The organism is Ochrobactrum sp. C6C9, from assembly GCF_022627935.1.
GTDB classification, from domain to species: Bacteria; Pseudomonadota; Alphaproteobacteria; order Rhizobiales; family Rhizobiaceae; genus Brucella; species Brucella teleogrylli.
Genome location: NZ_JABXGB010000014.1, coordinates 111539 through 125078, shown reverse-complemented (window position 1 = coordinate 125078; position 13540 = coordinate 111539). Strand labels below are relative to the sequence as shown.

The window sequence follows — 13540 nt, the reverse complement described above, 5'->3', positions numbered from 1 at the left end:
TTGCGTGACTATGTGCAAATCAAGAAACCCGGCACGAGTGACCCGGCAAGCCGTCCGAACGATATCTTATTCGACAGCCGCTATCCACAATTCCAGATCATCGCACAGGGCTTTATCCCGATATCGAGCTTTGGCAACTCGTCGGCAGGAGACGCGGTATATAAGGGCGCGAGAACCTATCGGCTGAACTTCAACAATGCTGGTTTCGTGCCTTACCTGAAATATTCAACCGTGTTCCCGAACTGCGTGACGACGCCGATCTATCGTGCCGAGCGCGGGGTAGACGTTTCCAACATTTCCATGCTGGCCGAAGTGAACGACACCTATGTCGATTTCTTCTGTTCGCCAGATAGCGGTTGGTCTGATGCTTTCAGCCAAGCTGGTGACTGGACGCGCCTTGATTACGGTGCCCGTATTCAGGGCGTCCGGTACTACATTTTTGGCATAACGCCGAACTGATCTCAGGAGAAAAATCTATGGCTGTTTTGTCCGACTACATGTCGGGAACGATTTCGCTCGCCAATGGGTCAGTGACCGTTACGGGAACCGGCACGCTGTTCGAGGTAACGCGGTTTCGGGAAGGCGACACCCTACAAATCCAGAACCTGACGGCGGTCATAGCCAGTGTCGATAGCGATACCGAGTTGACGCTCACAGAGCCGTGGACCGGCATCGACATTGTTGACGGGCCATACCGCGCCAGACAGCTTGGCGATGGATCGCGGGTATCGACGCAAGCCGCAACCATTATCGAACTGCTCGGCAATGGTGTTTTGATGAACTTGGCTGAACTCGGCGTCGAGGAAGGGAAGGTGCCAGTCGGTGGGCCTACGGGTGAGTATGAGCTTATTGATAAAGGTCAGATGGGCGTCCAAGACCCGAACGGAAGCCTTGGCAAGCTGGCGGCTCTGACGCTGGCGGCGAACAAAATTTTGAAGACCGATGCATCGGGGGAATTAACTCAGTCTGATATTACAGCGGCTGCTATAGCTCTGCTGGCTCTTGCTGGCGCTGCGGATAAATTTCCCTACTTCACGGGAACAAATACGGCGGCTCTCGCTGACCTCACTTCGCAAGCTCGAACAATGCTTGCAAGCACAACGCCTGCTGTTACCTCGCTTGGATTTACCCCCATCAATCGTGCTGGCGACACCGGAATAACGGGCAATCTGAAGACGACGGGAAAGGTATATGTTGGCGCCGCCATGCCGACTAGTACACCCGAGACGGGTTCCCCCGCAATTCAGGCGCAGGCAGTTGTTGGGTCACATTCCGCTGCGATGCTCTACTACAATGACGCCAACATGTACCTGATGGGTTTCTACAAGGGCGGTTATGGCCTTTCAGGCGGCATTCGTGGCGATGGAGCAAACGGGGTGCAATTCCTCACATCGTCGGATTACCGATTGAAATACGATGTCGAGCCGTTGGTGACTTTCAGCATTGGCGAGGAAGATTTCGAGGAGCTCGGCCCAGCGTTGCTCCGCGTCATGGCCTTCCGTCCGGTGCGTCATAAATGGATAGACGGTAACGGCGATTTTGTGCACGGCTTCTTAGCTCATGAGCTTCAACAAGCTGCACCACATGCGGTTTCGGGAGTGAAGGACGAGACAGCTATCGTTGGTGATGCCAAAGACGAAGATGGCAATATCGTCGCTGAAAATATCAAGGAAACGCAATGCCCCGAAGGCGCGACCTGGACCGAAACGGGCATAACAGACGTGTATCAAAAGGTCGATTATTCGCGCATTACAGCAGACCTCGCGGCAGCGGTACAGGAATTGACCACCATTGTGCTCGACCAAAAGCGTCGGCTTGATGCTCTGTCGTCTGGGACAGATTGATAGTTGACCCCTCCGAGCCAAGGTCGACCGACGCACCGACCGTGAGGCGGCTTTACCTTAGGCGGGTCAACTAGCGCGGCAAACGCCAAGCAAGATACCCCGCAATGAAAATGGCTGTTGCTGCTGCAATGAATAACTGAACTTCGCGCAATTCAAGATCAAATAGGTTCATGTCTGCACCCCCGCGTATAAAGGGGTGATATCACCGTAGGCGTACAACTTGCGCAGGCAGAATGTCGCGGGCGCACCGATAGCCCCGATCGCCGTGTGTTTTCCGATGCAGAACATAAGAGTCTTCCATGAAACTCGTCTCCGACTGGAGGTGGGTGCTTCGCTATGCGTGGAGCATCCGCCTTTTGATCGTTGCCGGCATCCTGACCGGCCTCGAAGCCGTGTTGCCCTATTTGGCCGACACATCACTCATCCCAGACCGATGGTTTCGCCTCTTGATATTCGTCGTGACGATCGCGGCGTTTCTGGCGCGCATCATTTCCCAAAAGGATTCCTCCGATGAAAAGTAAACGTGCAAAGGGCGTGTTGGCGTCCGGACTCGGCCTTGTTGCAATGACCGCAGCCTACCTCACTGTTCCGTGGGAAGGCGTCGAAAACAAGGCCTATTACGACAAGCTGGGTGGTGTCTGGACGGTCTGTGCTGGCGAAACCAAGGGCGTGAAGCCTGGCGACACTTACACCGACGCGCAATGCCTCAAGATGCTGGAAACGCGTCTGGAGCATGATTTCCGTAAGCCGCTCCAAAAGTGCATCGCCACTTTCGATCGTGCGCCGATCAGCGTCCAGGCTTCGATGCTCGACCTTTCGTACAACATCGGCACCGGCGCGGCTTGTTCCTCTTCGGCATCGAAAAGGATGCGAGAGAAGAACTGGCAGGCAGCCTGCAGCGCAATGACGCTATTCAATCGGGCGGGCGGCAAGGTTGTCGAAGGCCTGAAAAAGCGCCGTGAATACGGCGATGCGCAACGGATCGGTGAATTGGAGCTTTGCCTCTCGGGGTTAAAGTGATGTTCGGCCTCCTCGACTATCTCAAGATCGGTCTCGGCGTGGTGGCCGGGATCGTCGTCGGCTCGGCCTATTACAACGGTGTCCCGGTTCTCAAAGATCTGCCGGCAGTTGGCTTCCTATTCGAAGGGCAAGCCAAGAAAGGGCTTGTGCCGCAGTTCGAACTTGCTGCAGCGCGTGCCGAGCGGGATGAACTGCAGCGTCAGCTTAAGGTCAGCGAATTCGTGACCACCGCATACCAGGAGCAGATCCGCAATGTCTGGGCTGCGGAAGCGGCTCGGACTGAAAAAACCGAACAGGAGATCGCCGACTATGAACGCAAGCTTGCTGAGGCGGGCCGCGCTTGCCTGCTTGATAACGACGATATTGAGTTCCTGCGCCGCTGACAGAAAGCTGATCGCAGCGGGTGAAAGTGAGGGGCGGGTGAATGCCGGAACACGCTTGCCTGACTATCCCGAAGATTGCCGACGCAAGGAAGCGCATGCGCCGCTTGTCGAGGGGCACGAAAAGCTATCGATCCTGAAACGCGAGCGTGAGGCGCTCGATCGGCAAAACGCCAGAACAGACCGGTGTGCGGGCTTTTATGATGGTCTGAAAGTGGGGTTTGAATGAATGGCGATCTTCAATGGTTGATCGGAACTGCCATTGCGCTTTCGACTTTCTTCGGCGGCGCTCTTCTCACAGCATTCCGATCTTTGTCGGCATCAATAAAAGACGGTGATGACAGACTGGCGGAATCGTTGAAGTCAGGCGACGATCAGCTGCACGAGCGGGTCAATCGCGTTCGTGACGAATATGTCCGCCGAGTTGATCTTGATGATCATGTAAAGCAGCTTCGCGACGGTATGAAGGAAATGCGCGACGAAACCCGCGAAGGCTTAAAGGGCACCAATACGCGTCTTGACCAGGTGCTTGCCGTGTTAGCGCAGGACAAAAAGACATGACCCCTCAATCGGTTCGTGACTTTTATCCAGAGCGGCGAGGGGCGGACATATTTGTCACCATCAACGGGCAGGAAAAGAAGCTATCGTCAATGCAGGCGAACCTGATCCTGCAGGCTTGGGCTAGGGAGGTGGGGGCAGCGCTTGTAGCTGGCGTTCACTCTGCCCGATCTCAAGGGAAGGATCTTTAACCAAAAAGAACCCCGCAACGTATATCGCGCGGGGTTAAGCGACTGGCCCCTCCCAAAAGGGACGGTGAAATTTTACCCATTTGGTCAGAAAAGTAAACCTAGATGCCAGATTGGGTCACGGCTTTTCGTTATCTATGACGACGGTCATGTGATCCCTTACAAGTCCTCTGGCGATTATTCCGACAGCTACCGCTGCCTCCATGCCACTCCAGCCAGCTTTTTGGGCTCTTTCAATCAATTCGATCACGTCGTCAACAACTGCATCTTGGCAGTCAGCGCCGCGGTCTTGATAATCTCCAATCTCGCGAGGGGGAATTATCCGCTTGGGCATGTGGCATCCTAGTTTTTATTCTGACTCATCTCTCTTTGCGAAGTTTCGCCATCGTTAACAAAAAAGTAAACCCCGCAAGGAGGACGGCCATGCCAGGGTCACGCAGGTTGGGTTTTCATCGGTCTGAAAAGCCTGCGCAATTGATAATTCTATGTGAACTAGATCTTGGTGGTCAAGCACAAGCAATCAGTCGAAAAGTTTAGCAAGCTCAGCCGCGCGCATTGCCGTCAATTCAGGATCGTGGTTGCATTCTTCGAAAATCCTCATCACGATACGGGCCAAACGATCCTTGTCCTCATGAGTGGAGGGGCATCGTTCGAGGAGATCGCAGCACCGGGTATATGCTTGCTGTAGAAGTTCCAATTCGGTCGGGTTGTATGTACCCTGATAATCTGCGGATCTGAACGGCATCGGTGGCTCCTTCTATATAACCACAGCGCTCAGTTTCGTCAGATTTCAAGTGATATTTTGAGCTCCGGCATCGGGTGCTTTATTTGTCGCATTGGTTCGGAAATAGGAAACCCCGGCGCTCTCCCGGCGCCGGGGTTTTGCAATTAAGATCGGGCCGTCGCCGTTCTTAACGCAAGTGAAAATTCTTTGATTACTCACAGTAAAAGAAAACCCCGGTCAGTGTGCGTGCAAAGACCGGGGTACGGGATTAGGTTGCCATCGGATTGGAAAGCTACCCGCCAAAAAGATAATAGGGCGCGATAGGCAGCCGGCAATGGCAAAGAGAACCAGAAATGGTGTGGGCCGATTAATACGCAAAAGCCCCGGCGCAGTTGAAACTGCCCCGGGGCCGTACTGGGCAAGGTGTGCGGGTCCGCCCAGCACTTTATTCGCCGAGCTTCGTACGACCCGGCGAACAATGCTCTGCAAGAAAAAGCCCCGCCCTATTTGCAAGACGGGGCCGTGACAGCGAGGGTATGGCCGATTGTCGTGTGCTGGCGCTGAGTTGTGCTCTTGCGCTATCAAAACTCCAGCGCGATGGAATCGTTCCGCAGTGGGGCAGGCCGCATAAAAAGCATAATGAAAATAAGGGACTGGTTCCAGTCCCACTTTTTTGCAAGCCCTTGAAAAGTCCAGAAATCCGTAGTCCCTCCGGGACTCTCACGTCTGGGCAACAAAAAACCCCGCAGAGGCGGGGTTTTTTGTTAATCATTTCCCATGAAATAATTGGGGGATCCAACGGTTTGAGCATTTCTAAAATCCTCAAGGGCTTCTTGATATGCCTCTTTAGATCGTTCGGCTAATGTTGAGAGCTGTGCAGAGAACCTAACTGGTTGTTTCTGTGTGTCGGGTTCGCGCTGTGCTTGCTTGTTCGACATTTTGACCCCTTAATTAGCTTAATAGAGCGACTCAATTCAGATGGCGGTGTGCTAGCAAATGTCTGACAATAAGGCCACGGTTTCCTCCCAAGGTACAGAGATAAAATATCCGGACATTATAATCGGCATTGTGTCGCCAGTTGGCACTGACATAAAAACGGTCGTGGAAGAGCTTCGTTCCCGGTTCAAAAAGATAGGCTATGAATCACACCATATAAAAATTACCAAAGCATTTCCAGATTTGGCTGCCGAATTTTCATATCAAGGTCTGGATGAGAGTAGCAAGTTCAAGAGGATTAATTCATATATAAAGTTCGGAAACCGGCTTCGAGAGAATATTAATCTCGATATTCTCTCTCGTGTTGCTATTTCGATGATCACAGATGAAAGAGACAAAGTTAGAACGCAGGGATATGGACGCCGGTCCACTGATAAAAAGGGCGTTGTATATATTATCGACCAGTTAAAAACGGAAGCGGAAATCAAGCTTCTTCGACAAATTTATGATAAGTCTTTCTTTCAGGTTTCTGTTTATTCAGCTCGAGACATCCGTGTCGATAATCTCTCAAGAGAAATGGCGCACGATGACAGAAAAGCCGATAGAATTAACTATCGGGAGAAAGCTGAGCACGTTGTATCAAAAGATGAGAATGAGCCGGATAAATTTGGTCAAAAGGTTGGAAAGATTTTCCAATATGCTGATGTTGTTTTAAATATTGATCGAACGGATGAGCAGAATAAACTTTCTAACCAAATTAAGAGATTTGTAGAGTTATTATTTGGATATAACGGTTATTCTCCGACAAGACTTGAGTATGGAATGTATTTGGCACATTCTGCGGCGCTTCGAAGTTTAGACCTCTCCCGTCAGGTTGGTGCGGCAATATTTCGTCCGACTGGCGAAATTGCAACACTAGGCGCGAACGAAGTGCCGAAGGCCAATGGTGGCTCTTATTGGTGCGATGAGGGGTTTGATGCAAGAGAATATACTCTAAGTCGCGATAGCAATGATGCCCGCAAAGAGGAAATTCTGCAAGAAATAATAGAAATTCTTCGTGGAGCGGATCCAAAACTAACAGACAAAGAATTAAAAAGCCTTGCCGACTCCCAGTTCATGGATGCTCTTGAGTATGGACGCATAGTCCATGCCGAAATGTCCGCTCTTTCGGATGCCGCGAGACTTGGAATATCTGTTGCCGGGGGAACGTTGTATTGTACGACTTTTCCTTGTCATATGTGTTCGAAGCATATCGTCGCTAGTGGGTTGACAAAAGTTGTTTTTCTAGAACCTTATCCGAAGAGTTTAACTTCAGATCTTCACTCGGACTCTGTTAAAATTGAGGGGATGTCTAGAGGTTCTTACGATCGCTTTCCTTCTGTAAACTTTATCCCGTTCTTCGGGATAACTCCTACCCGTTACCGGGAGTTGTTCTCTCGACAAAAACGTAAAGCAGATAGAGCTTTTTCAAGGTATCGCGATGGCTTTCCGCGTCCAATATTCTCGTTTTTAGTGCCAGAATATTTGACAATTGAATCCGAAATCAATTCATTGCTTGTAGATGAAATAGTAGCCTCTAAAGAAAAAGATTGGAATGTGGAGTTGGACGGGGTTCCCGAGACTGTTCTGGAGGGCGAAAGGGATGTGGGAACAGAACAAAGCGAAGCTGGATTGGGTGCTTAGCCAAAAAGGAGTTCCTGTAGCCTTGCGATTTGGAAAGGGGCATAAACTGTATGTTCGTGTTCCATATTCTGCTGACAACAGGAATTGGCTCCAAGCAGGCAAGCGAACATCACCTGTTTGGTTGAAAGAAAGGAAGCAGTGGGAGTTACCACAAGCTTGGTTCAACGATTTTGTCGACCGATGTTTGAATCGTTACGGTAAAGTTTATGTCGTCCAACCATTTAGGGAGCATGAAGTTTGTTCGCCTTCCTGTAGGTCGGCGCGTGGCCATGAATGTCAATGCTCATGTATGGGAGAAAACCACGGTTCTGAGAACAACGAAGGTTGGTTTGATGTATCAGATGCGTTTTCTTTACGTTGGGGAGCGCGTGAAATTGCGTGTCGTTTGATAGCTGTCAGCGAGAGTTAATTTATAACGCATGCTTTTCTTTGCGACTTTTTTCAAGCGATTGAAAACGATAGAATTTCGTAGAGCCTCCGGGACTCGAATGTGTGCGATCAAGGATCCGAGTCCGGAGTTTATTACTATTTGTCGCAGCAATGGAAGTTCGCTATTTCACAAGGTGCAATCCTCGTTTGCCTTCAGCCTCAGCAAGTGTGCCGGGGTCTGCCGCTAGGCCAAATACAAGGTTCTCAAGTTCTGAATCCGGTAAGTGGAGATCTGATGCAATTCTAGACCTTGATTTGCGCTGCGACCACAGATCATCGAACACCATTTTCCAGATGGCAGATTTCTCTCGCTCAATCCCGTTGGGTTCACTTTTGCTATAGCGTTGATTTAATTGTATATTAAAGGTTCTATTTTGCCATTCAGTGATGATGCCAAGCTTGTTTAATCGATAGCAAAGCGCGGCGGCAGAGACACGCCATCGCCTTTTTTCTTCTATGATCGTCTGCAACGTTGCGGCGAACGGAATTCTCGCCCGAACATCATCTTCAGGCATCAGAAACGCGCTGGCGAATGCATTCGCCTCCAGTTCGGCGGATCGATGCGCGGGGCCGCCATGCTTGTGCAACACTAAGTGGCCCAATTCATGAGCTGCGTCGAAACGGCTTCGTTCTGCAGATTTGAATGTGTTCAAGAATATGAATGGTTCATCATTGCGCCAGAGAGAAAAAGCGTCGACGTTTTTGGTCGCTTCAGAGAGTGAGAAAATCCGCACACCTTTTGCTTCCAACACGTTTAATAAATGCCCAATGGGTTTTTCGCCAAGGCCCCAATGTTGGCGTAGCGTGCGCGCTGCTGATGCGGGATCCCGATCTTGATCAAAATCTAAAAGATCGGGATCGGGAAGTTGGTAATTTCTATTCAGCCAATCCGCGACTTCGAAGGCGAGGGAGCCGGCAGACAGGGCAGCGTCGCGCTCTCTGGCAGTCATGGCACTTAAGCTACGGAAACTTGCAGATTCCGCATCTACTTCATCTGTGTCGTCTTTTTGGAAGAACTCAAGCGGGAAGTCGAGCGCCTTGACGAGTCTGGCAATTGTGTCTTCGTCGGGATCTTGCTTTCCGTTTAGGACGCGCGAAAGAGTGACAGGAGCAATTCCTGCCCTTTCGGCGAGAAGTTTGGACGTGAATCGGCGGCGTTTCCGTGCCAATTCCAACCTTTGAATGTTGAACATTTTCTTTTACTTACGGTGGATTATCGGAATTATATCCGTGAATTCGTCGTCACTCGCGGCCTCCGAGCGACGCGCCCATTCTTGCTTGTAAGCAATAAAAATGCGTTCATAGAATCCATGAAAATTGTTATTTTTTATCTTTGCAGGAAGCGATAGTTCTGCGCTGAAGGTTTCCTCATCGAACGACATACAAAAATACCAAGCGGTGGAATTCAAATGCTGTACGGACGCCAGGTCCACCGCGTTCGGCGCTTCCTTTTCGGTGAACAAGGCTCCTTGTGCAAGGTCGATAAAATGTGCAGATCCTGTTTTTTTGGCTGAAATAGCTTTTGGCCAACGAGATGTGCATGCTTGATCAACATTTTGATATGTGACCATAGCGCCCGTGACCGGGTTTCTGGAAAGCTCTATATTCTTGTCCCGTTTTATTTCATAACCCTTGGAAATCGCCAAAAGCCGGAGATGCCTGTTGCCGTGAATATATGACAGCGTACCCCGGGCGGTCGCTACATCGATGCCGTCGATGGTATTTGCCCGCTCGGCAATTGTTTTGAAGGCGACTTGGAGTAGCTCGCTTCGGTTGAAGCTGAATTGTTGCAAGCGAGCATCTACGTCGACTGGGTCAGAATAGATTCGTTCGGGAAGCATGCGTTTCTCCGCGATAATTTTTTCCGCCTCATTTGTGGTCGAAAAAAATATCGCAGTCAACTCGCTTGGGTAGTAATCCACCGATGATGTGAACAGCCACTGTTCCAACATCCGCCAGTTTTGGTCCACAACTGACCTGATGATACTAGGAACATGCTTTGAATCCGAAAGGAAAGTTACCGCATTCTAAGCCGGTGCTGGAGGGTTCCTGTCATTTGTGGTAGGTTGACGTGTCCGCGAATTAGGGCTGAGCGGAACAGATATTTTGTGTATATTATTGTGCATATCCTTAAAAATGGCTCGTTTTTTAACGGTTGTTTTTCAATTAGATAGCCAAAAGAGATCGAGTGACACCCCCTCCGCCATTATTTCCCTTTTTGTTTTCGATGGTGCCGTCAAAACCGGCGACGGTTTTGGCTTTCCAAGCCTGCGCTTGGCGTGATCGATCGTTCTCAATATATAGAATATTATACTTTATTAAATATACAATAATAAGAAAATCATTTAAATAGTTTGAATTTATAATTTAACTTATCAAGTTTATACCTATTAAATTACAAATAATAAGAAATAATATGGAATTGAAAAATCAATAATAACATTGATTTTATTTAATGATTATTCTCGTTTTAATTCATTTATTGTTCATAGCGGGTTGGGTAGCGTGAGTTCATAACGAAAGGAGAATAACATGTTCAAGAAAATTCTACTCGCGGCGATTGCTCTTTCGTTCATTGGCGCGCCGTTGGCGCAAGCTCGTGACAACCAGCCGCAGCGCAAACCAGCAGTGCACCAGGTGCAGAACAAGAAACAGTCCGCAAAGGGCTGGTCTAAAGGGCAGCGCTTCAATGGTTCGCGTCAAAGCGAAGTCAAGGATTACAAGCGTTATGGGCTTCGTGCACCGGGCAAGGGGCAGCGTTGGGTGAAGGTCGATAATCAGTATCTTCTGATTACCGCGGCAACCGGTCTTATCGCTGGTGTGATGGCCGCTCGGTAATTCGCGGATGCGTCAAACAGGACGGTTAGCGCCGTCCTCACTCGGTGAGCAGTGTTGGTTCTCCCTCGAATCCGGCGCTTCTCATCGAGGTTTTATTGTGAGATTGGCAATCAGCGCGATTGTCTGCGCATCAGCAGAATGAAGAGTGGCGTACCAATGAAGGCCGTCACGATGCCCGCCGGGATTTCCTGCGGAGCGAAGATCGCGCGGCCCAGCGTATCAGCCAGAACGGTCAATATTGCGCCGATCAACGCTGTCACTGGCAACTGATGTCGGTAGCGCGCCCCGCAACAAAGGCGCGCTGCATGCGGCGCGATCAATCCCACGAAGCCAATTGCGCCCACGGCGGACACCGCGCCTGCCACAGAAAGGGCTGACAGTAGTAGTAGCCATAAGCGGGTCATGGCCGTATCCACGCCAAGAGATTCCGCCGCATCGCGACCGAGCGCCAGAATGTCGAGGCGTTTCGCGAATGCAAGTGCGATAGCGATCAGCAGAAGCCAGGGGGCAAGCGCCGCCACATCCTGCCAGTTGCGCCCATGGGTGGAGCCTGCGAGCCAGGCAAGTGCTTCGGCAATCTGAAGCTTTGCCTCAATCACCACAATCGTGCTCAACGCTGAAAGGCTGGCTGCCACTGCAAGTCCGGTCAGCGCCGTGCGGGTCGGTGACAGGTTTTTGCCGAGCAGGCTTAGAAGCAAGACCACAAGACAGGCGCCGCCTGCCGAGCAGAGCGCAAAAAGCGCGCTTCCCGGAATGATGCCGCCGAGCAGTGCGACGAGGCTTGCGAGTACTGCGCCTTGTGCGAGGCCCAGAGTTTCCGGGCCGGAAAGCGGGTTGCGCGTCACGGCTTGCAACAACAATCCAGCCATTGCGAGCAAAGCGCCCGCGCCCATGGCCACCAACACGCGTGGCGCGCGCAGTGCCTGTATCGCCTGCCAGTCAATGTCGCGTCCTGCGATGCCGTCGCCGAACAGAAGCCCGGCCAGAAGAGCTGCTAACAGAACCATGCCAAGGCTCTCATAAAGTGCGACCGGTCGCTTGAATATGGTTTTCCCGAGGATCTGCGCGTTGTGGGCGGGTGCCTCCGCTTTCATACGACGCAAGACGAAGATCAGCGCCGGTGCTGCGAAACAGGCAGCGAGGATTCCGGTCGGGATGATGGTGCCGGCGCTGCTCAGCCATTGTGCGGCAATGTCGGCTGAAAGCAGCGCAACCGCTCCCCACAGGCAGGCTGCGGGCAAAAGCGCTTTGTGCCGAACCATGCCAGTGGCGCGGAGCAGATTGGGCACTGCGAGACCAATGAAACCGATAGGCCCAGCAATGGTAACGGCAGCACCTGATAGCACGATTGTGGCCAGAAGGCCGATCAGCGCAGTCGCTTTGCCAAGCCCAAGGCTTGCCGCCATGTCGCTGCCGAGCGCCATGACGTCGAACTGGCGGGCAAGGGCGACCAGCAGCAGGATGGCTCCGACAATAAAGGGGGCGAGCGGTGCAACTTTAGCCCAGCCTGTTTGTTCCAGCATGCCGGAAGACCACAGGATGATGCCGGACGCGCGATCATCTGCAATCAATATGATGGCGGAAGAAAGCGCCGAGAAGGCGAGGGATACCGCCACGCCCGCCAGTGCCAGCCGAACCGCTTGGGCGCGCAAACCGCCGCCGACCAGCAGGCATAATGTTCCGCCCAGTGCGCCGCCGATGATCGTGGCGAGGAAGCCCGGAAAGGCAAATGGAAGCAGCAGACTGGAAACAACCAGGGCCAGTTGCGCGCCGCTGGTGACAGCCAGAATGTCTGGCGCGGCAAGCGGGTTGCGCAAAATGGTCTGCATCACCGTGCCAGCGGCGGCAAGCGCTGCGCCGACCAATATGGCAGCGATTGCGCGGGGCAGGCGAATGGTTTCGATGATAATCTGCGCCAGCGTTTGCGGCCGCGACGGCGACTGCAAAACGTCCTGTAGCGCGACATTTCCACTGCCGATGACGAGTTCGGCGGCCGTCAGCGCGATCAGCAGCAGGATTGCCAGAACGACAATTCCAATTGTGAAACTTGCCGGTTGAGTTTGGCTTGTGATCAGAGGCTGCGCGGTCATTCCGCGCTCCGCTCGTTCTGCTGATTTCCGGCAGATGGCTTGTTGTATACATGGTTGACCCAGCGTGGCATGCAGAAAGGGATCGGCAGAACCGGGTGCGCGGTCACTTCGATATCGAAATCGAAAGCTTCTCGGAGGCGTTCCGTTGTGAATACCTCTTCAGGAGAGCCAGAAGCCATCAAGCGGCCTTTACGCATCAGGATAACGTCGTCGGCCAGTTCCAGCACCTGATTGAGGTCGTGCAGAACAGCAACGATGGTCAGCCCATGATCGCGGTTCAATTGCTTGAGCAATGTCAGCAACTCGGCCTGATGGCGGATATCGAGAAAATTCGTCGGCTCATCGAGAAACAGGGCGGATGGTTCCTGCGCCAGCGCCAGCGCAACCCATGCGCGCTGACGTTCGCCGCCAGATAGCGAAGCCACCTGACGATGACGCAGGGCTTGCAGGCCGGTTTGCGTGATGGCGCGTTCGATTGCCTTTCGGTCATGATTGCCCAGTCGGGAAAACAGACCTCGATGCGGGTGACGTCCGTTTTCGACCAGTTCTTCGACGGTCAGGCCAGCGGGAATTTCCGGCATCTGCCCCAGCACGGCGATCTTGCGGGCCAGATCAATCCGTTTCATGCGGTTGATGTCTTCACTGTCAAACAGAACCTGTCCGCTCGTTGGCGTCTGAAGCCGCGCCATGCTGCGCAACAGTGTGCTTTTGCCCGAACCATTGGCCCCGCAAATGACCGTTATCCGCCCGGATTGAACCGAGGCATCGACCGAATTCAGAGCCATCGCGCCGTCAAAACTGACGGAAACGCCAACCGTTCTGATGATTGCTTCGTCCTGCGTGGCCATCG

General features: G+C 52.2%; 14 protein-coding genes and 1 pseudogene. 11 read left to right on the top strand and 4 right to left on the bottom strand.

Translation table 11 applies throughout. The annotated features are described in order from the left end of the window. From HWD97_RS13410 to HWD97_RS13370, 9 genes and pseudogenes are all read left to right on the top strand, one after another. Positions 1-459: pseudogene (locus tag HWD97_RS13410) on the top strand (hypothetical protein); the annotation flags it as partial. A gap of 17 nt (positions 460-476) precedes the next feature. Beyond that, entirely contained in the window at positions 477-1844 is a 1368-nt protein-coding gene (locus tag HWD97_RS13405; protein WP_371835113.1) for a tail fiber domain-containing protein, read from the top strand. Positions 1845-2143: 299 nt separating this feature from the next. Then, entirely contained in the window at positions 2144-2365 is a 222-nt protein-coding gene (locus HWD97_RS13400) for a hypothetical protein (protein WP_371835112.1), read from the top strand. Continuing rightward, the gene (locus tag HWD97_RS13395; RefSeq protein ID WP_371835111.1) at positions 2355-2864 is read left to right on the top strand and encodes a lysozyme; all 510 of its coding nucleotides are present in this window, start codon (positions 2355-2357) and stop codon (positions 2862-2864) included. Before HWD97_RS13400 ends, HWD97_RS13395 begins: the two co-directional genes overlap by 11 nt. After that, entirely contained in the window at positions 2861-3247 is a 387-nt protein-coding gene (locus tag HWD97_RS13390) for a hypothetical protein (protein WP_371835110.1), read from the top strand. The genes HWD97_RS13395 and HWD97_RS13390 overlap by 4 nt, the downstream gene beginning before the upstream one ends. A 55-nt stretch (positions 3248-3302) precedes the next feature. Next, positions 3303-3473, top strand: a complete 171-nt coding sequence (locus HWD97_RS13385) for a hypothetical protein (RefSeq protein ID WP_371835109.1) — start codon at positions 3303-3305, stop codon at positions 3471-3473. Then, positions 3470-3805, top strand: coding sequence for a hypothetical protein (locus HWD97_RS13380; RefSeq protein WP_109367467.1), 336 nt, complete (start codon positions 3470-3472; stop codon positions 3803-3805). Before HWD97_RS13385 ends, HWD97_RS13380 begins: the two co-directional genes overlap by 4 nt. 1905 nt (positions 3806-5710) lie before the next feature. Continuing rightward, positions 5711-7333 (top strand): anti-phage dCTP deaminase, encoded by a 1623-nt coding sequence (locus HWD97_RS13375; RefSeq protein WP_371835108.1) that lies wholly within the window; start codon positions 5711-5713, stop codon positions 7331-7333. Beyond that, on the top strand, positions 7293-7742 hold the full coding sequence (locus HWD97_RS13370; RefSeq protein ID WP_371835107.1) for a hypothetical protein: 450 nt from the start codon (positions 7293-7295) through the stop codon (positions 7740-7742). The genes HWD97_RS13375 and HWD97_RS13370 overlap by 41 nt, the downstream gene beginning before the upstream one ends. 142 nt (positions 7743-7884) lie before the next feature. Here the strand turns inward: HWD97_RS13370 and HWD97_RS13365 are convergent, their stop codons facing one another. Further along, entirely contained in the window at positions 7885-8955 is a 1071-nt protein-coding gene (locus tag HWD97_RS13365; RefSeq protein ID WP_109367462.1) for an ImmA/IrrE family metallo-endopeptidase, read from the bottom strand. 6 nt (positions 8956-8961) lie between these two features. Then, on the bottom strand, positions 8962-9714 hold the full coding sequence (locus tag HWD97_RS13360) for a hypothetical protein (protein ID WP_109367461.1): 753 nt from the start codon (positions 9712-9714) through the stop codon (positions 8962-8964). A 184-nt stretch (positions 9715-9898) separates the two neighbouring features. On the opposite strand from HWD97_RS13360, the gene HWD97_RS13355 reads away from it, so the two are divergent. Together HWD97_RS13355 and HWD97_RS13350 are read left to right on the top strand one after the other, a co-directional pair. Continuing rightward, positions 9899-10045, top strand: a complete 147-nt coding sequence (locus HWD97_RS13355; RefSeq protein WP_181376034.1) for a hypothetical protein — start codon at positions 9899-9901, stop codon at positions 10043-10045. A gap of 249 nt (positions 10046-10294) precedes the next feature. Continuing rightward, entirely contained in the window at positions 10295-10600 is a 306-nt protein-coding gene (locus tag HWD97_RS13350; protein ID WP_109367460.1) for an RcnB family protein, read from the top strand. A gap of 110 nt (positions 10601-10710) precedes the next feature. Here the strand turns inward: HWD97_RS13350 and HWD97_RS13345 are convergent, their stop codons facing one another. Continuing rightward, the gene (locus HWD97_RS13345) at positions 10711-12690 is read right to left on the bottom strand and encodes an iron ABC transporter permease (protein WP_371835106.1); all 1980 of its coding nucleotides are present in this window, start codon (positions 12688-12690) and stop codon (positions 10711-10713) included. Next, positions 12687-13538, bottom strand: a complete 852-nt coding sequence (locus HWD97_RS13340) for an ABC transporter ATP-binding protein (protein WP_109367458.1) — start codon at positions 13536-13538, stop codon at positions 12687-12689. Before HWD97_RS13340 ends, HWD97_RS13345 begins: the two co-directional genes overlap by 4 nt. Positions 13539-13540 lie beyond the last annotated feature (2 nt).